Source organism: Streptomyces sp. NPDC000941, assembly GCF_053599555.1.
The window spans coordinates 1-20565 of sequence record NZ_JBSFMM010000153.1 but is presented as its reverse complement, the minus strand read 5'-3'; the positions used below and the strand labels follow the sequence as shown (position 1 = coordinate 20565).

Here is a 20565-nt window from a genome sequence, read left to right as displayed (position 1 = left end):
CGCCCTTGCGGCCCTTGCCGAGCTGTTCACCGGCTGGGCATCGCCGCTCACCGCCCTGATCCGGGCGTGCCCCGGGTCATCCGGCAGCGACGCCGCCCAGCGTGCCGATCCAGGCCCGGATCGCCTCGGCTGTGGTGTGCGCGTGTTCCTCCATCAGGCTCCAGTGGCTGCCGGGGACGTCCACGGCGTCGTACGGCTCCCGCCAGGAGGTCCGCCCATCCCCGTCCCGCGCTTCGCCATCGCCATGGGCCAGCAGCTCCGGCAGCGGGTCGGTGGCGCGGACCAGCAGCGTGGGGACGTCCGTCGGCTCCGGACGCCAGCCGCGGGCCATACGGGTGTAGGCCCCCAGCGCGGCCATGGACACATCGTCCACCGCGGCGTCGAACCGCTCGCCCATCTCCAGGGGATATCGGGCGGGCATGGCGAGCAGCCAGCGCGCGTCCTCGCGCTCCGGTGTGACGTGGTACGTGTCCACGACGACGAGGCCGGCGGGCGGGGTGCCGGTCGCCGCGAGCCGGGCGGCCACCGCGTGTGCCGGGTAGCCGCCCATCGAGTAGCCGAGGACGATGTACGGCCGGTCGCCGAGGTGTTCGCGCACGGTGGCGACGTGCAGGTCGACGAACGTGTCCCAGTCGAGTGGAACCGCCTCCCCGTGCAGCACGCCGGGGTGCTGGAGCTCGAAGACGTCGCGCTCGCCGGCGAAGCAGGAAGCCAGCGACGCGTACCAGGACCCGCTGGGGGTGGCGGAGAAGCCGGGGAAGCACACCATCGCGGGGGCCTCGGCGTCCTTGGCGCCCTCCGCGCCCTTGGCCAGGCGCAGCGGGGCGAGGGCGTACCGGGCGCCGTCGGCGGGGTCGAACACCGGCATCGCGAGGGAGGCGGTCACCAGCAGATGCATCGCCGAGACCACATCGCCGGTCTCGCACACCCTCCGGTAGAGGGAGCCCAGCGTCTGCGCCATCCGCCTGCCGTGGGGCCGCGCGGGCGCGGACACCGGTTCGGGCCGGGGCGGCTCGGGCTCGGCGGCCTCCTCTTCGGCCGGGGGCGGCCCGTCACCCAGCGAGTCGCTCAGCTTCGCGTACAGATGGTCGGCCAGCTCCCGGGCGCTGGGCCGGTCGAACGCGATGGTGGCGGGCAGCCGTACACGCGTGTGGATGATCAACTGGTTGCGCAGCAGCACCCCGGTCAGGGAGTCGAAGCCCAGCTCGGCGAAGGGCTGCTCGGCGCCCACGGCCGACGCGTCCTGGTGACCGAGCACCAGGGCGGCCATCTCGCGGACCAGCTCCAGCAGCGCGGGTGCGCGTTCGGCGACGGGCAGCGCCGCCAGCCGTTCCCGCCAGGAGCCCTCCTCCCCGCCGGGGTCCTGACTCGTATCCGCCGCGGCGCCGTCGTCCCCGGGCCGGGCGACCGGGCGGGCCGGGCGCAGCAGTCCGCGCAGCGGTGGCGGGACCGGCGGCCCGGCGGGCGTGGCCGGACGGGAGCGGTCCAGCGGCAGTGGGGCCAGCACCGGCTCCCCCGTGCAGAGTGCGGCATCGAACATCGCCAGGCCCTGCTCCGGAGAGACCGGGCGTACGACGGTGTCGCGGGCCCGGCCGGACTGGTCGGTGCGCGCCGCCATCCCGTCCTCGTCCGCCCACGGCCCCCAGACCAGGGAGAGCGCGGGCAGGCCGAGGGCAGTGCGGTGGTGTGCGAGGGCGTCCAGGAAGGAGTTCGCGGCGGCGTAGTTGGCCTGGCCCGGGTTGCCCAGCAGCCCGGCGGCCGACGAGAACAGCACAAAACGAGCCAGGGGCAGACCCTGCGTCAGCTCGTGCAGGTTCCAGGCCGCGTCCACCTTCGGCCGCGCCACCGCCGCCAGCCGCTCGGGCGTCAACGCCTCCAGGACGCCGTCGTCCAGGATCCCGGCGGCGTGGACGACGGCGGTCAGCCAGGGCGCGTACTCCTCGATCACGGCCGCCAGGGCGGGGCGGTCGGCGGTGTCGCAGGCGATCACGTCCACCTGGGCTCCCGACCGCTCCAGCTCGGTCCGCAGCCGCCGCGCGCCAGGGGTTCCGGGACCACGGCGGCTGACGAGCACAAGGTGTCGGACCCCGTGCCGGGCGACGAGATGCCGCGCCAGCGCGGCGCCGAGGGACCCGGTGCCGCCGGTGAGCAGGACGGTGCCACCCGCGAAGCCGCCGGTGGGGCCATCGGGGTCAGCCAAGGTGTCGGGGAGGTGTTCCAGCCGGGGGACGCGCAACGTGCCGTCTACGACCGAGAGCTGGGGTTCGCCCGTGGCGATGGCGGCGGGCAGCAGACGCGCGGAGTCGGGTCGGTCGTCGAGGTCCACGATCGTCAGCCGCCCCGGGTACTCCGACTGCGCGGTGCGCACCAGGCCCCACACCGCCGCGGCGGGGAGGTCCGGTGTCAGGGCCGTGGCCCCTCGGGTCACCACCACCAGACGCGCTCCGGGCGAGGCCGGATCGGCCAGCCGGGTCCGCAGCGCCTCCAGGGCACGCGCGGTCAAGGCATGGGTGTCCGCGACCGGATCGGTGGTCGGGCGCGGGGCGGCCAGGGAGATGACGGCCGTCTCCGGAGCAGTGGCGGCGCCGCTGGACGTGGCGGTGAGTGCCGCGCCGCCCAGCTCCAGGTCGTCGGGGCTCGCCACGGTGAGGGCCGGTCCGCCGGCATCCGGGTCGCCTGCCGGAACACCGGTCCACCGCAGGCGGTACAGCTCCCGCCTCCCCGCCCCGCCGACGGCAGCGGTGTCGTCCGGGAGGGGCCGGGTCGTCAGCGACGCCACCCGGGCCACCGGCCGGCCCACGCCGTCGGCGAGATCCAGAGCGACTGTGTCCTCGCCGACGGCGTGGGTGCGTACGCGCAGTTCCGTGGCGCCGACGGCGTACAGGGTCAGGTCGCCGAAGGCGAACGGCAGCCTGGCGGTTCCCCCGGACGGCGGGGGCGACGGCGCGGCCAGCCGTCCGGCGTGCAGCGCGGCGTCCAGCAGCGCCGGGTGGATGCCGTACCGCTGGGCGTCCGGGCCCGCCGCCGCGGGCAGCCGCACCTCGGCGAAGAGCTCTCCGCCCCGCCGCCAGGCGGCCGTGACCCCTTGGAAGGCCGGGCCGTACGCGTAACCGGCGTCCGCCAGGCGGGCGTAGGCGCCGGCGAGGTCCACGCGCTCGGCGCCCGCGGGCGGCCATACGGCCAGGTCGGCGGCCGGGTCGGCGTTCGGGTCCTGCGGCGTGGCCGCCGGGCCGAGCCGCCCGGTCGCGTGGTGTGTCCACGGGCCCAGCGCGCCGGACTCCTCCGGCCGGGAGTGGACATCGGCGGTGCGTCGGCCGGAGGCGTCCGGTTCGCCGAGGGCCACCTGGATCTGGACCCGGGAGCCCGGTCCCGGCAGGAACAGCGGGGCCAGCAGGGCGAGGTCTTCCAACACCTCGAGACCGCATGCGTCGCCCGCGTGCAGCACCAGCTCGACGAGCGCGGCGGCGGGGACGAGCGGATGCCCGGCGACGGCGTGGTCGCCCAGCCACGGGTGGGCTGCACTGGACAGATGGCCGGTGCACAACAGGCGTTCGGTGCCGGGGACGGTGGTGGTGAGGGTCAGCAGCGGATGGCCGCCGCCGTCCTCGGCGGGCGCGGCGGCCTCGTCGGCGGGGACGTACGGTTGCGTGTCGGCCAGCCAGTAGCGCTGCCGCTGGAAGGGATAGGTGGGCAGGTCCACCCGCCGGGCGCCGCTGTCCGCGTACACGCGGCGCCAGTCCACCGGCGCGCCATGCACATGGAGCCGCGCGAGCGCGTCCAGGACCGCACCGGGCCCGGCCCCCGGTGCACCGGCGCCGGACTTGGACACGGCCGTGAACACCCGCCGTTCGCTCTCCTCGTCTCCCAGGGTCGCCAGGGCGGACGCGGTGAGGTGTGCGTCGGGACCGACCTCGGCGAAGGCGGTCACGCCTTCCTCGAGGGCCAGCCGGTGCACGACGTCCCCGAAGCGCACGGCCTCGCGGGCGTGCCGCATCCAGTACGCGGCCGAGCGCAGATCGTCCCCGGTGGCCGGGAGGCCGGTCAGCGCCGATACGACGGGGATGCGCGGCGCCCCGTACTCCGCCCGCGCCGCGATACGGCCGAACTCCTCGAGCATCGGCTCCACCAGCGGGGAGTGGAAGGCGTGGCCGACGCGCAGCCGGGTGGTGCGGCATCCGCGCGCGGCGAGGCGCGCCGCCACGGCGAGTACGGCCGCCTCGTCGCCGGAGAGGACGACCGACCGCGGACCGTTCACCGCCGCGACCGCGACGGGGCCCGTCAGCGCCGGTTCCGCGGACGCCAGTTCCTTGGCCACTTCCTCTTCGGACGCCTCCACGGCCACCATGGCCCCGCCCGCGGGCAGTCGCCGCATCAGCCGGCCCCGGGCCGCGACCAGTTCTACCGCGTCCCGCTCGGAGAGGATGCCGGACACGTGGGCCGCCGCCAGCTCGCCGACGGAGTGTCCGGCCAGGAAGTCCGGCCGTATCCCCCAGGACTCCAGCAGCCGGAACACGGCCACCTCGAAGACGAACAGGCCCGCCTGCGAGAAGTCCGTACGGTCCAGCAGAGCGGCGTCCTCGGTGCCCTCGGCGGCCCACAGCACGGTGCGCAGCGGCCGCTCGAAGCCGGTGTCGACGATGTTTCCGGGGTCGCCGGTGTCGCCGGTGTCGAAGCGGTGGCACAGGCTGTCGAAGGCGGTGGCGAAGGCAGGGAAGGCGGCGTACAACTCCCGTCCCATGCCCGGCCACTGGGCGCCCTGGCCGGTGAACAGCAGGGCCAGTCGCCCGGCGGACCTCGCCGTGCCGGTGGTTTCCACCACACCGGGCACGGGGGCTCGGTGTCCACCGCTGTCCCCCGCCAGCGTGTCGAGGGCGGTCAGCAGCGCCGCGCGGTCCACGGCGGGCACGGCCGCCCGGTGCGCGAGCGCGGCGCGGGTGGTGGCCAGGGAGAAGGCGACGTCCAGCGGGGCGAGTTCGGGCCGCTCCCGCAGCAGGGCGGCGATCTGCCCGGCCTGTGCGCGCAGGGCCCGCGGATCGGCGCCGGAGAGTAGCAGTGGCGGCACGGTTTCCGCGCGCCCCGCGCGGCCGGGCAGCGCCGCGGCCCCGCCGGTTCCGGCGTGTTCCGGCGCAACATCCGCAGGCTCCGCGACCTCTTCGGCTTCTTCCAGGATCAGGTGGGCGTTGGTCCCGCCGATGCCGAACGCCGAGACTCCGGCGCGGCGCGGGCTGCCGGGCGCCGGCTGCCACGGCCGCTCGTGCGCCAGCAGCCGTACGGTGCCGGGCGACCAGTCCACGCGCGGGGACGGCTCATCGGTGTGCAGGGTGCGGGGCAGCCGTCCGTGGCGCATCGCCATGACGGTCTTGATGACCCCGGCGACGCCCGCGGCGGCCTGGGTGTGCCCGATGTTTCCCTTCAGCGCGCCCAGCCACAGCGGCCGGTCAGCGGACCGGTCGCGGCCGTACGTGGCCAGCAGCGCCTGGGCCTCGATGGGGTCGCCGAGCGCGGTGCCGGTGCCGTGGGCCTCGACCGTGTCGACGTCGGACGGGGACAGCCCGGCGGTGGCCAGCGCATCGAGGATCACCTGCTGTTGGGCGGGGCCGTTGGGCGCGGTCAGCCCGTTGGAGGCGCCGTCGGAGTTGACGGCGGAGCCGCGCAGTACGGCGAGGACCGGGTGGCCGTTGCGCCGGGCGTCGGAGAGCCGTTCCAGCAGTACGAGGCCGACACCCTCGCCCCACCCAGTGCCGTCGGCTGCGGCGGAGAACGGTTTGCACCGGCCGTCCGGCGCCAGGCCGCGCAGCCTGCTGAACGCCACGAACGGCTTGGGCCCGGCCATGACGGTCACGCCGCCCGCCACGGCCAGCGAACACTCGCCGGCCCGCAGCGCCCGCGCGGCCCAGTGCATCGCCACCAGTGAGGACGAACAGGCGGTGTCCACCGTCACGGCGGCCCCGCGCAGGCCCAGGGTGTAGGCGATGCGGCCGGACGCCACGCTGCCCGCCCCGCCCAGCGCGAGATGCGCCTCCAGCTCGTGCTGCTTGCGGTGCAGGAAACGGGCCGCGTAGGCGTCATGCATCAGGCCGACGTAGACACCCGTATCGCTGCCGCGCAGCCGGGTCGGGTCAAGACCCGCGCGTTCGAAGACCTCCCACGCGGTCTCCAGCAACAGCCGCTGCTGTGGATCGGTGGCCAGCGCCTCCCGGGGGGACATCCCGAAGAAGGCCGGGTCGAAGTCGGCCGCCTGGCGCAGGAAGGCGCCCCGGCGGGTGATCGAGGTGCCCAGCCGGTCCGGGTCGGGGTCGTAGAGCCCGTCCAGGTCCCAGCCGCGGTCTTCGGGGAAGTCCGAGGTGGCGTCGGTGCCGTCCGTGACCAGCCGCCACAGGTCCTCCGGGGTGGCCACGTCGCCGGGGTAGCGGCAGGCCATGGCGACGATGGCCACCGGCTCCTCCGCGGGCGTATGTGGCCCGGGTTCGACCGTACGGGTCCGGGCCGCGGGGGCCGCGTCCTGGCCACCGAGCAGCGCGGTGTGCAGCGACTCCGCCACGGCGGCGGGCGTCGGGTGGTCGAACACCAGGGTCGCCGGGAGCGTGAGACCGGTGGCCGCGGCGAGCCGGTCGCGCAGCAGTACGCCGCCCAGGGAGGTGATCCCGAAGGTGGTGAACGGCTGGTCGGGCATCAGCTCTGGCCCGGGGACCCCGACCGTATGTGCCGTCAGGTCGAGAACCAGGCGCAGCACGGTGTCCCGGCCCGGGTCCGCGGACAGGGACAGCAGCCGCTCGCGCAGCGCGGCCGAGGCCGTCTCGCGCGCCTGGTCCAGCCGTTCGGCCAGTTCATGGGCGAGTTCCGGGCGGAGGATCTTGCCGGAGGGGGTGCGGGGCACGGACTCGGTCTCGTACACCTCGTCGGGCACCTTGAAGGCCGACAGCCGCTCGCGGCAGAGCTCCAGGAGCCGCGCGGTGTCGACGCCGCCGGGGCCGGGGACGACCATGGCAACCGGCACCTCGCCGAGTACGTCGTGCGGACGGCCGACGACGGCCGCGTCGGCGACGCCGGGGCAGGTCAGCAGGGTCTCTTCCACCTCGGCCGGGTTGACGTTCTCACCGCCGCGGATGATGAGTTCCTTGACGCGGCCGGTGACCTTGAGATGGCCGTGTGCCACGCGCCGGCCGAGGTCTCCGGTGCGGTACCAGCCATCGCGCAGGACGCGTGCGGTGGCTTCGGGGCGGTTGTGGTAGCCGCTCATCAGATTGGGCCCGCGGACCCAGATCTCCCCCTCCTCCCCCTCGGCGACCTCGTGGCCACTCGACGGGTCGGTCAGCCGCACCATGACCCCGGGGAGTGGCGCGCCGCTGGAGCCGTCGGCCCGCGGTCCGTCGAGCCGGTCGACTGCGATCTTCCCGCAGGTCTCGGTGGAGCCGTAGCCGTCGAGCAGGGGCGCGCCCAGCAACTCCTCGACCTCGGCCCGCAGCTGCGGCGGGCAGGGCGCACCCGCGCTGACGCATACGCGTGGCCTGGGCAGCGGCCGGGGTGTCCGGCGCAGCGTGTCCACCAGCAGATGGTAGGTGGCGGGCACCCCGGCCAGGACGGTGCAGGGCTGCTCGGCCAGGGCCTCGGCAAGGTTCGCACCCCGAGCGCCCCGAGCGCCCCCGACGCCCCGGTCGAGGAGATACGCGCTCGCTCCGACCGCGATCACTCCGAGCACACACAGCGAGTGTGCGTAGGTGTGGAACATCGGCAGTGGCCACAGCAGCCGGTCGCTCGATTCCAGCCCGTACGACGGGACATAGCCCGCCGCCACCGACCATAACGCGGCGCGCTGGGTGGTCACCACGCCCTTGCTCTGCCCGGTGGTGCCGGAGGTGTAGAGGATCCAGGCCGGTTCGTCGAGGCCGAGGTCGTCCCTGGGCGCGAGGCCCGGATCCGTCCGGGCAAGTTCCTCGAACACCACCGCGCCGTCCGGCGCCTCCGCGGGGAGCTCGTCGGTGCCGACCAGCAGGACCCGCAGCTCGGGCCGCCCTGCCGCCAATCGGGCCACCCGGGGCAGCAGTGTCTCCTCGGTCACGATGGCGACCGCGCCGCTGTCGTCGAGGAAGTACTCCAACTCCGCGTTCGTGGCCCCCTGGTCGAGCGGCACGCCCACCGCCCCCGCCCGCAGGACCGCCAGCCGGCTCTCCACCTGCTCCACCCGGTTGCCCAGCTGCAGCGCCACCCGGTCCCCGGGCCGCACCCCCAGCCGCGCGAGATGGCCGGCCAGCCGCCCGGTCCGCTGCTCCAGGTCCGCGTAGCCGACCGCCCGGCGCGCGTCCTGGAACGCGATCTTGTCCCCGGTCCGCTCCGCGTGTTCCTTGAGCATCCCCGGCAGCGCGCGGATCAACTCGCTGCGCACCTCTGCCATCCCTCACCCCTTCGGCCACGGGGCGCACGACAACGCCCCCGCCCGCACACCGTAGGCGGTTGCCGAAGGAGAGGGCGAAGGACACGCGGGAACCCTGCCGCGGCGGGGTCGACACGGCCGGGCAACGCCGTGTTTCCACTGGCTGTTAGGTTGGCACCGCTTGTTACGCATACGGAGGAGAAAGAAGTGCGCAAGGCGGCATACATGGTGGTCACCACGGTCGTCGCGGGCCTCGTGCTCAGCGGCTGCGGCGGTGGCGACGACGAAAAGACGGACTCGAAGCCGAGCGGCGCGAACACCGCCGCGAAGCAGCAGTCGCCGAGCTCCGAGCCGTCGGCCGAGCGCACGATGATCGAGCGTGCGGCCGGGTCCTGGAAGTCCATCGTCAAGGCGAGCGACAGCAGCCTGGAAACCCTGACGATCGCGGACGGCAAGGTCACCGCGAAGGGGCCGAAGCTCGACTGCACCGGGGCCTTGAAGGATGGCCAGAAGGCGGGCAAAGAAGCTCCCACGCTGACGCTGTCGTGCAAGGGCGGCGATGACGGTGGCCGGGGTGTGGGCACGGTCAAGATGAAGGACGCCGACAAGCTGGCCATCGACTGGGCGGGCCCCGAAGGCGGCTACGGCGGCCTGGTGGAGAGCTTCCGCAAGGTCGGCGGCTGAGACACCCACGTTCCACCATCCTCGGCGGCGGACGCATGAGTCCGCCGCCGCGGTGTTTCCGGCGCTTCCTGCGGCGGCCACAACGGCGCACTCCACGGCGGCCGTTCCGTGGGATAGGCTTTTTGATCTCCGGTCCTATAGGCGCCGACAACTGCAGAACGGACAGCAATGGACGCGATATCCCCCGTTCATCTCGCCCCCGAGCCGACCGACCTCCACGGTGTCGAAGGCGCGGCCCTGCGGGCCGCGGGCCCGGTCGCCACCGTGGCGCTTCCCGGCGGAGTGGTGGTCAAAGCGGTCACCACCCGGGAAGCAACTGCCCAGGTGCTGAACGACCCACGGTTCTCCAAGAGCCTCCGGCACTGGGGTGCCCACCGGCGCGGGGAGATCCCCGCCGAGTGGCCGATGCTCTTCATCCTGGAGGGCGAGGGGCTGCTCAACTCCGACGGCGAACTCCACCGCCGGCTGCGGCAGCCCGTTCAGCGCGCCTTCTCCCCGCGCCGGGTGCGGGAGTTGCGCCCGCGTATCGAAGCGGTCACCGACCGGCTGCTGGCCGCCCTGGACGATGTGGCACCGGGTCAGGAGACCGATCTGCAGTCCCGTTTCGCGCTGCCGCTTCCCCTGGACGTCATCTGCTATCTGCTCGGCGTGCCCGAGGAGGGCGGTCTGCGCGAGGAGCTGCACGTGCTGTCGGCGGCCGCGTTGAGCACCGACGACGGGGCCGAGGACCTCCAGCGCACGATGGCGGAGCGCTTCCCGGCCACCCTGATGACGATAATCGAGCGCAAGCGCGCCAGCGGCGACCGCGACGACCTCACGATGGACCTGGTCGAGGCCATGGACCGGGGTGAGCTGACAGTGCCTGAGGTGATCGGCAACCTGGTGGTCACCGTCATCGGCGGCCATGAGACCACGGTGACCCTGATCTGCCACGCGGTGCGGGGGCTGTTGACACACCCCGAGACCCTGGCCGCCGCCAGGGCCCGGCAGGAGGCGGGCGAGGACCCGTGGCCGGATGTGGTGGAGGAGGCCCTGCGCTGGGAGTCCCCGGTGCGCACCCTGCTGTTCCGCTACGCCACCGAAGATGTGACCGTGGCGGGCGGTGGCATCGTCCAGGAGGGAGAAGCGGTGCTCCTCCCCCTCGCGACCATCAACCGCTGCCCCCACGCCTTCACCGAGCCCGACCGGTTCGACCCCGACCGGCCGGACGCCTCCCGCCATCTCTCCTTCGGCTACGGAGCCCACCGCTGCCCCGGGGCGTCCCTGGCCAAGGTGGAGGCCGAAATCGCCCTGCGGCGGCTGTTCGAGACCTTCCCCGACATCGCCCTCGCCGAAAGGCCCGCTCCGCGCGCCGGGTCGCTGGGCATGAACAGCTACCGGGAACTGCCGGTCGTTCTGCGCCCCGCCACCGCCTGAGCGTCTTCGTACGTCGCTACTGGCCCCGCTCGGTGTTCTCGAACCGCACCACCGAGACACCGAGCGGTACCACCTCGAGGGTTGCCCCGGTCTTCGCCCCGGAGATCAGGTCGAGTCCATCTGCCGCGAGCCTGACCTCGGCCGGTTCGGTCTCGGAGTGGTTCAGCAGAAACAGGAACTCCGCGCCGTCGCCGACGCGCCTGGCCGCCTCCAGGTGTCCGGGCGCGGCAGCGACGAGCGGGGTGGCCCCCGCCGCCGTCACCGCCTCGAGCAGGGTGTCGCGCAGCGCGCCCGGTTCGAGGCGGGTGCCGATGTATACGACACGGCCCCGGCCGACCGCGTTGTCCAGGATCGCGGGCCGTCCCTCCAGGTCACCGGAGGCGTAGGTGGCGAGCACCCGCGCGGTTTCGGGGTGGATGCTGTCCTGCCACCAGTCGGCGGTCCGGGTGGTTCCGTCGGGGAAGGTCACGCGATAGGTCTCGTCGCCGCGGGCGGGCCAGTACTCGTCGATGTACGCGCCGATGAGGCCGCGGAAGGCCCCAGGGTAAGCGGGCTGCCTGACCTGGTTGTTCGCATCGACGACCCCGGAGAAGAACGAGCAGACGAGCGTCCCGCCCCCTTCGACGAAGCGGGTGAGGGCGTCGGTGAAGCGGTCGTCGACTAGGTAGGCGTTCGGCACGACGACGACCTTGTACGGGCTCAGGTCGGAGCCGAAGTGCACCATGTCCACCGCGTGGTGTGCTTCCAGGAGCGGCTGGTAATGGTCCGTGGTGAGCTGCGTGTAGTCGAAGTCGTTGCGTGGCAGCCCGTGCGTCTCGGTCAGCCCCCACCAGGCGTTCCAGTCGAACAGCACGGCGATCTCGGCGCTCGACCCGGCGCCCACCACCTCGGCGATCCTCGGCAGCTCACCGCCGAGTGCCTCGATCTCCTTCCAGGTGCGGGAGGCGGTGCCGGAGTGGGGCAGCATCGCGGAGTGGAAGCGCTCATGGCCGCCGCGGCTCGCGCGCCACTGGAAGTACAGGACGCTGTCGGCGCCGTGGGCGATGGCCTGGTAGGAGCCGAGGCGCATCTGGCCGGGCCGCTTGACGTTGTTCACCTTCCACTGCGACACGCTGCTGGCCGCCTGCTCCATGAGGACCCAGGGCTCGCCGCGCAGTGAGCGCATCAGGTCGAAGTTGAGCGCCGCGGAGACATGGGCGTCGTCGTGGCCGGGGTTGGGGTAGATGTCCAGCGCCACGGCGTCCTGCTCGGGGGCCCAGGTCCAGTAGTCGGCGTTCTTGTAGAAGCGCATGTAGTTGGTGAGGACCGGGATGTCGTCGCGGTAGGAGCGGACGATGTCGCGTTCCATGACGAAACACTCGAGCAGCGCGTCCGAGACGAACCGCTTGAAGTCCAGGCGGCGGGTCGGGTTGGACCACGACCGCGGCACTTCCGGCGGGTTGATCTGGTCCCAGGAGGTGTAGACCTGGGACCAGAAGCGGGTGTACCAGGCGTCGTTGAGGGCGTCCAGGCTGCCGTACTTCCGCTGGAGCCAGCCGCGGAAGGCGACCGCGCTGGCCTCCCCGTACGAGGGCTGCCCGTATTCGTTGCTGATGTGCCACATCGCCAGGGCCGGGTGGTGGGAGTACCGCTCGGCCAGCGCCTTGGTGATCCGGGCGGCGTGTTCCCGGTAGCGGGGCGAGGCGGGGTCGAACTGGAGCCGGTTGCCGAAGCCGAAGCGCTCCCCGTCCTCCATGACCGGCAGGACCTCGGGGTGTTCATGGGTGAGCCAGACCGGTGGCGCCATGGTCGGGGTGGCCAGGTCGACGCTGATCCCGCCCGCGTGGAGGAGGTCCATCACCTCGTCCATCCAGTCGAAGGTGAAACGTCCCGGCTCGGGCTCGAGCGACGCCCACGCGAACACGCCCAGGGTGACCAGGTTGACCCCGGCGCGCCGCATGAGCTCGATGTCCTCGTCCCACACCGCCCGGTCCCACTGCTCGGGGTTGTAGTCCCCGCCGAAGGCGAAACCGCCGAGCCGGGCGCGGAAGGCGTCCATACGACTGTTCACGGTCACTTGAGTGCTCCTGTCGTGATGCCGCTGCGCCAGTACTTCTGCAGCGTGAGGAAGAGGACGACGAGGGGGATGGTGCCGACCATGGACCCGGTGATGACGATCCGGACGAGATCGGGCTGGCTCATCGCGTTCATCTGCCAGGAGTAGAGCCCGAGGGTGACCGGCCAGAGCGACTGGTCATTGAGGACGATCAGAGGCAGGAGGAAGTTGTTCCAGATCGAGATGAACGAGAAGAGGAACACGGTGACCAGGCTCGGCAGCAGGATCCGCAGGACCACCGTGAAGAAGATCCGGACATCGTGGGCACCGTCGATACGGCCGGCCTCCAGCAGCTCGTCGGGGACGGCCGCCGCCGCGTAGATGCGCACCAGGAACACGCCGAACGCGCTGGACAGGCTGGGCAGGATCACGGCCCAGTAGGTGTTGATGAGGCCGAAAGAGTTGAGGAGCAGATAGGTCGGCAGGGCGAGCACGGTGCCGGGGATGAGCACACCGCCGAAGATGAGGCCCATGATGGCGTTGCGCCCACGGAACCGGTATTTGGCCAGTGCGAACCCGCACAGAGCGGCCAGGAAGGTAGAGCCGAGGGCGCCGCCTCCCGAGTAGATGAGCGAGTTCACCACCCAGCGCCGGAAGATGCCGTCGCGGTAGGCGAACAGGTCGTGGAGGTTCTGCATCAGGTCGAAGTGCGAGAACCAGAGCCCGAACGTGGTGTTCAGGTCGGCCGTCGACTTGGTCGACGCGATCAGCATCCACGCGATCGGGATGAGGAAGTAGGCCGTCAGCGCGATGATCGTCACGGTGAGGATGAACCGGGTCGACAGCGGCGCGCGGTCCCGCCGGGCCCCGGCCGACCACACCGCGCGGCGACGGGCGCGGCGGGCGGTGATGTCACTCATCGGGATTCCTCCTCTGGAGCATTCGCAGGAAGCCGAAGGACAGCAGGAACGCGCCGATGGCGATGACGACCGCGACGGCGGCTGAGTAGTACGGCTGGTTGGACCCGAACGCCAGGTTGTAGACGATCATGTTCGGTGTGTAGTTGTAGGTCACGTTGTTGGTGATCGTGCGCAGCACCGTCGGCTCGGAGAACAGCTGGAGCGTGCCGACCACCGAGAACAGCCCGGTGATGAGGATGGCCGGGGCCACCAGCGGCACCTTGATCCGCCAGGCGATCTGCCAGTTGGTGGCGCCGTCGATACGTGCCGCTTCGAACAGATCGCGCGGGATGGCCTGGAGCGCGGCGAAGATAATGATCATGTTGTAGCCGGTCCACTGCCATGTCGAGATGTTGGCGATGGACCACAGGACACTTCCCGGGGCGAGGAAGTCGATATGGGCCCCCGCCCCGTCGAGCAGGTCCAGGACCGGGCTCACCCCGGGCAGATAGAGGAACGCCCACAGGATGGACGCGATGATCCCCGGCACCGCGTAGGGCAGAAACGCGGCGAGCTGGAACAGGCTGCGCATCCGGACGATCGCCGTGTCGAAGATGAGCGCCATCACCAGCGCGAGGCCCAGCATGACGGGCACCTGGACGACGCCGTAGAGCAGCACGCGGCCGACCGAGCGGAGGAAGCCCTCGTCGGTCAGCGCGTCCGCGTAGTTGTCCAGGCCGACGAAGATGACGCTGGGTTTGTCGAATCCCAGACCGCCCGACTTCTCGACGCCGTGGAAGCTCTGCCACAGCGCATAGAACACGGGCACCAGGTGGAACACCACGAAGAGGGCCAGGAACGGGACCACGAAGGCCCACGCCATTTTCCAGTCGGCGCCGAAACGGCGCTTGTTGCGGCGCGACGCCGGCAGGCGGGACGGTTCCCCCGCCTGCTCGGCCCCGTTCCTCCCGTCCCGGGCGGCCGGGTGGAGGGTTGGCGCGGTCATCGGACGGACAGGCCCTTCCGCTTCAGCTGGGACTTGGTCTCGCCGTCGACCTTCTTCATCGCGTCGGGCAGCGTCGTCGACTTGTTGATGACGGACTGCATGGCGTCATTGAGGTAGTTGGTGGTGTCGGTCATCGTCGGCCCCCAGGTCCAGGGGGTCGACTCGGTGCCGCGTACGGTGAACACCTCGCCGGGCACCTGACCGCCGAAGTAGGGGTCGGGCTTGGTCAGCTCCGGGATCCCCTGGCCGATGTCGGACGCGGGGAGGACATCGGCCACCAGCAGCTTGGCGCTCTCCTTGCTGGTGTTCAGCCAGGTGATGAACTTCATTGCCGCGTCCGTCTTGTTGGTGACGCTGGTCAGCGCGGTCAGTGAGCCACCCCAGTACACCGGGGCCGTGTCGCCCTTCGTCCACTGCGGCAGCGGGGCGACGGCCCACTTGCCGGAGAGGTCCGGGGCGTTCTCCTTGAGCGCCGCACCACCCCAGGCCGGGCCGATCCAGGTCAGATATGTGCCCTTGGCGAGCCCCTTGAACCAGGTGGGCTGCCAGTGCTGATCGCCCTTCGCATAGCCCTTGTCCAGCATCTTCTGCCAGTACTCGGCCACCTTGAGGGTCGGCTGGTCGTCGAGGTCCACCTTCCAGGCGTCCTTGTCCGTGCCGAACCACTGCGCCTTCGCGTTCCACGCCAGCGAGGCCAGCCATGCGCCGCCGTTGGCGGGAAACGCCGTGGTGTACGCCTTGGGGTGGGCCTTCTTGAGCTTCGCGGCGGCCGTCATGTACTCGTCCCAGGTCTTGGGGGCGGTCAGACCGGCCTCCTTGAAGACATCGGACCGGTAGTAGAGCACCTGTGTGCCGATGTCCTGCGGCACCCCGTAGACCTTGTCGTTGACCAGGACCTGGTCCCATACGGCGGGCTTGAAGTGCGGCTTGAGGTCGGCGGACTCGGCCGTGATGTCCTTGAGGTCACCGGCGATGATCGTCGAGGTGAGGTTGGGGTAGTCGACCTGGGTGATGTCCGGCGCCCCGTCCTTTCCGGTGATCGCGGCCTGGAGCTTCGGGTAGAAGTTCGAGGTGATCGCCTGGAACTTGACGTGGATGTCCGGGTGGGTCTTGTTCCACAGGGCGACCGGCTTGGACATGTCGGACCACCCCCAGAAGACGATGGTCTGCTTGCCGGAGCCGGCGCTGCCCGAGGAGCCGGAGGAGCAGCCGGTGAGGACGAGGGCCAGGGCGGCCGCTGCCGCGGCCAGGCCGCGGGAGCGGAGGCGTATTGCTGTGTGCGACATGATGACAACTCTTCGTTGAGTGTTCGCGGACGGATGGACTGTGCCGAAAGGCAGGCGCCGGTGGGGGGGACGGCGGGTTCTAGGAGATGTCGACCGTGCTGATCCGGGGTTCGGCGCCGGTCACGATGTGCACCTCGCCGGTGAGCCGTACGGTGTGTTCGAGGATCACGTCGCCCGCGTCGCGTCGGACGCTGACGCCGATGTCGCCGGGCTCGACGATCCGCACCCCGTCGCGGTCGGTGAACGCCAGCAGCCGCGTGGGCACGGTGAAGTGGACGCGCGCCGACTCCCCCGGGCCGAGCGGGACACGCGCGAAGGCGACGAGCTGGGCCAGCGGGCGGGTGACCGAGGCCACGGGGTCGCTCGCGTAGAGCTGGACGACCTCGGCGCCCTCCCGGTCGCCGGTGTTGCGTACGGTGACCGCGCAGCGGATCGCATCGGCGACGTCGGCGGTTTCGGCGTCGACCGTGAAGTCCTCGTAGCCGAACCGGGTGTAGCTGAGGCCGAATCCGTATCGGACGGGCGGCTCGGTGTCGATGTTGGTCACCGAGCTCGCGGCGCCGAGCGGCGGGTGCAGATAGCTGTAGGGCTGGGCTCCGGCGCCGCGGGGCAGGCTCATGGGCATCCGGCCGCTCGGGTTGACCCGGCCGCTGAGCACTCCGGCGATGGCGGCCGCGCCCTCCTCGCCGGGGAAGAATGCCTGTACGACCGCGGCGGCCGCGTCCAGCAGCCACCCGAGCGCGTAACCGCGCCCGGTCAGCAGGACGACCACGGTCGGTGTCCCGGTGGCGATGACCGCCTCGACGAGGGCCCGCTGGGCGCCGGGCAGTTCCAGGTCGTCGGCGTCGCAGCCCTCCCCGCTGGTACCGCGTCCGAAGAGTCCGGAGCGGTCCCCGACCACGACCACGGCCACATCCGCGCCGGCCGCGGCGGTGGCGGCGGCGGGAATGCCGTCCGTGGCCCCGTCGTCGATGCCGGTGCCCCGCTCGGTGACGATGTCGGCGGTGGCGAACTCGCGGCGCAGGGCGGCTTCGACGGTCTCGACGCCGAGCCCGGTGTCGCAGTCGGGATGGTGCGGCAGCACGTGGTTGATGAACGAGTAGCAGCCGAACATCGCGGACAGCGACTCGGCGTTCGGGCCGATGACCGCGATACGTCCGGGCGCGGGCCGGGTGGAGCCGAGGGGCAGCACACCGTCGTTGCGCAGCAGGACCAGGGAGCGTTCGGCGACGGCCGCGGCCAGTGTGCGGTCCTCTGCGGTGTCCACGTCGCCGGCGGACGCACCCTCGGCCTGGGCCGACGCCGGGTCGGGTGACCACGCGGGGTCGAGCAGGCCGAGCTCTGCCTTCTGGCGCAGCACCCGCTCGAGCGCGCGGTCCACGACGTCCATGCCGAGCCGGCCGTCCTCGATGCGCTCCTTGAGGGGCTGGAGATAGGTGACACCGGTGGGGAGTTCGACATCGATCCCGGCGGTGATCGCCTGGGCCGCGGCGTCGCCGCCGTCCTCGGCCACCCGGTGCAGGGTCTGGAGGAAGGCCACGGCGAAGTAATCGGCGACGACGGTGCCGTCAAAACCCCACTCCTCGCGCAGCGTGCCGGTCAGATACTCGGCGCTCGCGGCGACGGGCACTCCGTCGATCTCGGCGTACGAGTTCATCACGGAGCGCGCTCCGGCGTCCCGTACGGCCACTTCGAAGGGGAACTCCAACACGTCGCGGACCTCGCGCGTCCCGGCGTGCACCGGTGCCAGGTTGCGGCCGGCGCGCGAGTCGGAGTAGCCGACGAAGTGTTTCAGGGTGGCGATGATCCCGGCGCTCTGCAGGCCGCGCACATACGCGGCGCCGGTGACCGCGACATGGTAGGGATCCTCCGAGATGCACTCCTCGACCCGCCCCCAGCGCATATCGCGGATCACGTCGAGGACCGGCGCCAGGCCCTGATGGATGCCCAGGTCCGCCATCGTGCGCCCGATCCGCGCCGCCATGCGCTCGACGAGCGGCGGATCGAAGGTGGCGCCCCAGGCCGGTGGTACGGGGTAGGTCGCCGCCTGCCACGCGGCGAGCCCGGTCAGGCACTCCTCGTGCACGACGGCGGGGATACCGAGCCTGGTGTTGTCCTTCAGCCACCGCTGCTTGGCGGCCAGGGTCGCCCGGCCCTCCCTCGGGTCCAGGGGCCGGGTCCCGTAGTGCCGGGTGATCTGGCCGAGTCCGTGTGCGGCGAAGTCGGCGAAGCTCTGCTCGACGGTGTCCATGGCGTCCTGCAACGGGGCCACGGCTCCGCCCTCGCGGTCGACTCCCTGCCACAGACCCACGAGTTGGGCGAGTTTCTCCTCCAGCGTCATGGCCGCGATCAGCTCGCGGACTTGGGCTCGGCCGTGGGCCGGTCCGACCGTTTTGTCATCGATGGCAGACACGCGTCACATCTCCGTGCTCGGCGGGCGGGCCCGCGGTTCTCACGACCAGAGCTATGCAATTACCCGCAAAACTTTGCGGAAGTTCTGCGCCGAGAAGCTAAGCCGGGGTAAAAACGACTGTCAATACAGCGGATCGAACGCGCGGATCACCAGCCGTTTGCATGGGGTCCTCGCGGAATATTCCATCAAATATTGCGGGAATTTGCGGCAGGACTGTACTGTCGCGATGGCCTACGGGAGGGAAAGGCAGCATGACCACGCGCCCAACGATGGCGGCCGTCGCCGAGGCCGCGGGGGTCTCGGTCTCCACGGTGTCCCGGGTGCTCGCCGACAAGCCGGACATCTCCGAGGAGACCCGCGTCCGCGTCACCCAGGCCGCACACGCCACGGGTTATCTGCAGCGCAAGGGGCGCCGTAAACAACTCGGCGGAATCCTGGACGTCCTCATCGAGGGGACCACCTCGCCCTGGGCGGGAGAGCTCATCGCCGGGGCCCAGAACGCCGCGTTCAGCCTCGGGTACACCCTGGCACTCACCGCGACCGGCCATCCGCGCTTCCGCATCAGCGACTGGATCGACGCACGGCGCACCCGCCCGTCGGACGGCATCATCCTGGTGCTCTCCCGGGCGCGCCACGAGGAGATCGCCGCGCTGGCGGGGCTGCCCGCGCCCCTGGTCCTCCTCGACCCGGTCGGCACCAGCGAACCCAAAATCCCGACGGTGGGGGCGACCAACTGGTCCGGGGGCGCCGCGGCCACGCGCCACCTCCTGGAACTCGGCCACCGGCGCGTGGGGTTCATCGGCGGCCCCGCCGAGATCCAGTGCACCAGGGAGCGGCACGAGGGCTATCTCGCCGCGCACCGCGAGTTCTCCCTCGCCCCGGATCCGGCCCTGACGCGCTACGGCGACTTCAGCATCACCGGCGGTACGGACCACGGCGCCGCCCTGCTGGACCTTCCGCAGCCGCCGACGGCGATCTTCGCCGGCTCCGACGCCCAGGCGGCCGGGGTGTACCAGGTGGCCCGCGCGCGGGGGATGCGGGTGCCCGACGATCTGTCGGTCGTGGGCTTCGACGACACGATGATCTGCGCCATGCTCGCACCGCCGCTCACGACCGTCCGTCAGCCGCTGGCGGAGATGGGCGGCGAGGGGGTGCGGCTGATCGCCCAGGAGCAGTCGCAGCGCGGCTCGTCGGCCGGGCGCAGGGTCGAGTTGGCGACCTCGCTGGTGATACGGGAGAGCACCGCGCCACGCACGGTCCGCGAGGGGGCCTGACGCGGCGTTACGACCTGACAGGCCCCGATGGGGAGACGGCTGATGGGAGGAGCAGGCGATGAGTGTACGGACCGCGGTGCGCATGACGACCGTGGCGCAGGCCGCGAACGTCTCGCAGAGCGCCGTGTCGAAGGTCCTCAACGGGCGGCCCGGGGTGTCGGCCGAGGTCCGGCAGCGGGTCCTGGACGCGGTGCGGACCACCGGCTACGAGTGGCGTCGCCGCGGGCCCCGGCGCGGCTCGGTCGAGGTGGTGTTCGGCTGCGTGGTCAGCGCCGTCAACGCGCCCCTGTTGCGGGGCCTTTCCCGCGTGTTGCGTTCCTCCGGACGTGCGCTCACGGTCAACCACGCCGATGACGACGGGGACTGGCTGGACCCCCTGCTGGCGCACCGTCCGGGTGGCGTCGTCCTCGTGCTCTCCCCGGTCCCGCCGACCGTCGCGGACCGGCTGGCGCGCTCCAGCATCCCGACGGTCGTCCTCGATACGATCGGCGACGCGCCGCCGGGGATGAACACGGTGGGGGCGACCCAGTGGCGGGGCGGGTGGCTCGCGGCCCACCACCTCACCGGCCTCGGCCATCAGCGGATCGCGCTGCTCTCCGGCCCCCTCGAACTGACCTGTTGCCGGGCTCGCTTCGGCGGATATCTCGCCGCGCTCCGCGACGCCGGGATCCGTCCCGACCGCGAGCTGATCCGCGTGGTGCCCTTCCAGACCGAGCCGGCCAGACGCGCCGCCCACGCCCTCCTCGACCTGTGGAACGCGCCGACGGCCTTCGTCACCGGCAACGATCTGCAAGGACTTGGCGTCATCGAGGCATGTGTGGAGCGCGGGCTGCGCGTCCCGGAGGACGTGTCGGTCGTCGGGTACGACGACATCGACGCCGCCGCGTCCGCGGCCCCGGCGCTGACCACCGTGCGGCAGCCGTTCGAGGCGATGGCGGCCGAGAGCATCCGGGTGCTCGACGCGATCACCGACGACCCCGGCCTGGCCCCGATCCGGCTCGACATGTCGGTGGACCTGGTCGTCAGAAAGTCGACGGGGCCGGTACGGACGGGCTGACCGGCGCCGGGGCTGCCCCGGCGCCGGGACGACCTCCGCCCGCCCCGGGGCGCCCCCCCGCCCGCCCCCCCCCTAAGACAATCGGGGTGGTGAGGAAAATTTTGGAAAAACAAGATGTAAAAGA

10 protein-coding genes are annotated in these 20565 nt (G+C 71.9%); 4 read left to right on the top strand and 6 right to left on the bottom strand.

Annotated features, from left to right (window positions below):
* Positions 1 to 76 precede the first annotated feature (76 nt).
* The gene (locus ACWDSL_RS36400) at positions 77 to 8392 is read right to left on the bottom strand and encodes a type I polyketide synthase (RefSeq protein ID WP_450492230.1); all 8316 of its coding nucleotides are present in this window, start codon (positions 8390 to 8392) and stop codon (positions 77 to 79) included.
* 204 nt (positions 8393 to 8596) lie between these two features.
* On the opposite strand from ACWDSL_RS36400, the gene ACWDSL_RS36395 reads away from it, so the two are divergent.
* Complete coding sequence (locus ACWDSL_RS36395; protein ID WP_450492229.1) at positions 8597 to 9055, top strand: hypothetical protein; 459 nt, start codon at positions 8597 to 8599, stop codon at positions 9053 to 9055.
* A gap of 168 nt (positions 9056 to 9223) precedes the next feature.
* Positions 9224 to 10471, top strand: a complete 1248-nt coding sequence (locus tag ACWDSL_RS36390) for a cytochrome P450 family protein (protein ID WP_450492228.1) — start codon at positions 9224 to 9226, stop codon at positions 10469 to 10471.
* Between the two features lie 16 nt (positions 10472 to 10487).
* Here the strand turns inward: ACWDSL_RS36390 and ACWDSL_RS36385 are convergent, their stop codons facing one another.
* The 5 genes from ACWDSL_RS36385 to ACWDSL_RS36365 all read right to left on the bottom strand — a co-directional run bounded on the left by ACWDSL_RS36385 (position 10488) and on the right by ACWDSL_RS36365 (position 18110).
* Positions 10488 to 12527: a beta-galactosidase gene (locus ACWDSL_RS36385; protein WP_450492227.1), complete on the bottom strand. Its 2040-nt coding sequence runs from the start codon at positions 12525 to 12527 to the stop codon at positions 10488 to 10490.
* Complete coding sequence (locus ACWDSL_RS36380; protein ID WP_450492226.1) at positions 12524 to 13426, bottom strand: carbohydrate ABC transporter permease; 903 nt, start codon at positions 13424 to 13426, stop codon at positions 12524 to 12526. The genes ACWDSL_RS36385 and ACWDSL_RS36380 overlap by 4 nt, the downstream gene beginning before the upstream one ends.
* Positions 13419 to 14411 carry a carbohydrate ABC transporter permease gene (locus tag ACWDSL_RS36375; RefSeq protein WP_450492225.1) on the bottom strand — a complete coding sequence of 331 codons (993 nt, stop codon included), beginning with the start codon at positions 14409 to 14411 and terminating at the stop codon, positions 13419 to 13421. Before ACWDSL_RS36375 ends, ACWDSL_RS36380 begins: the two co-directional genes overlap by 8 nt.
* Positions 14408 to 15697 (bottom strand): ABC transporter substrate-binding protein, encoded by a 1290-nt coding sequence (locus ACWDSL_RS36370; protein WP_450492224.1) that lies wholly within the window; start codon positions 15695 to 15697, stop codon positions 14408 to 14410. Before ACWDSL_RS36370 ends, ACWDSL_RS36375 begins: the two co-directional genes overlap by 4 nt.
* 79 nt (positions 15698 to 15776) lie before the next feature.
* Positions 15777 to 18110 carry a beta-xylosidase/alpha-l-arabinosidase gene (locus tag ACWDSL_RS36365; protein ID WP_450492223.1) on the bottom strand — a complete coding sequence of 778 codons (2334 nt, stop codon included), beginning with the start codon at positions 18108 to 18110 and terminating at the stop codon, positions 15777 to 15779.
* 251 nt (positions 18111 to 18361) lie between these two features.
* Here ACWDSL_RS36365 and ACWDSL_RS36360 point away from each other — a divergent pair, with 251 nt between their 5' ends.
* Both ACWDSL_RS36360 and ACWDSL_RS36355 read left to right on the top strand, forming a co-directional pair.
* Positions 18362 to 19384, top strand: coding sequence for a LacI family DNA-binding transcriptional regulator (locus ACWDSL_RS36360; protein WP_450492222.1), 1023 nt, complete (start codon positions 18362 to 18364; stop codon positions 19382 to 19384).
* A 58-nt stretch (positions 19385 to 19442) separates the two neighbouring features.
* On the top strand, positions 19443 to 20441 hold the full coding sequence (locus ACWDSL_RS36355; protein WP_450492221.1) for a LacI family DNA-binding transcriptional regulator: 999 nt from the start codon (positions 19443 to 19445) through the stop codon (positions 20439 to 20441).
* The last annotated feature ends 124 nt before the right edge of the window (positions 20442 to 20565 follow it).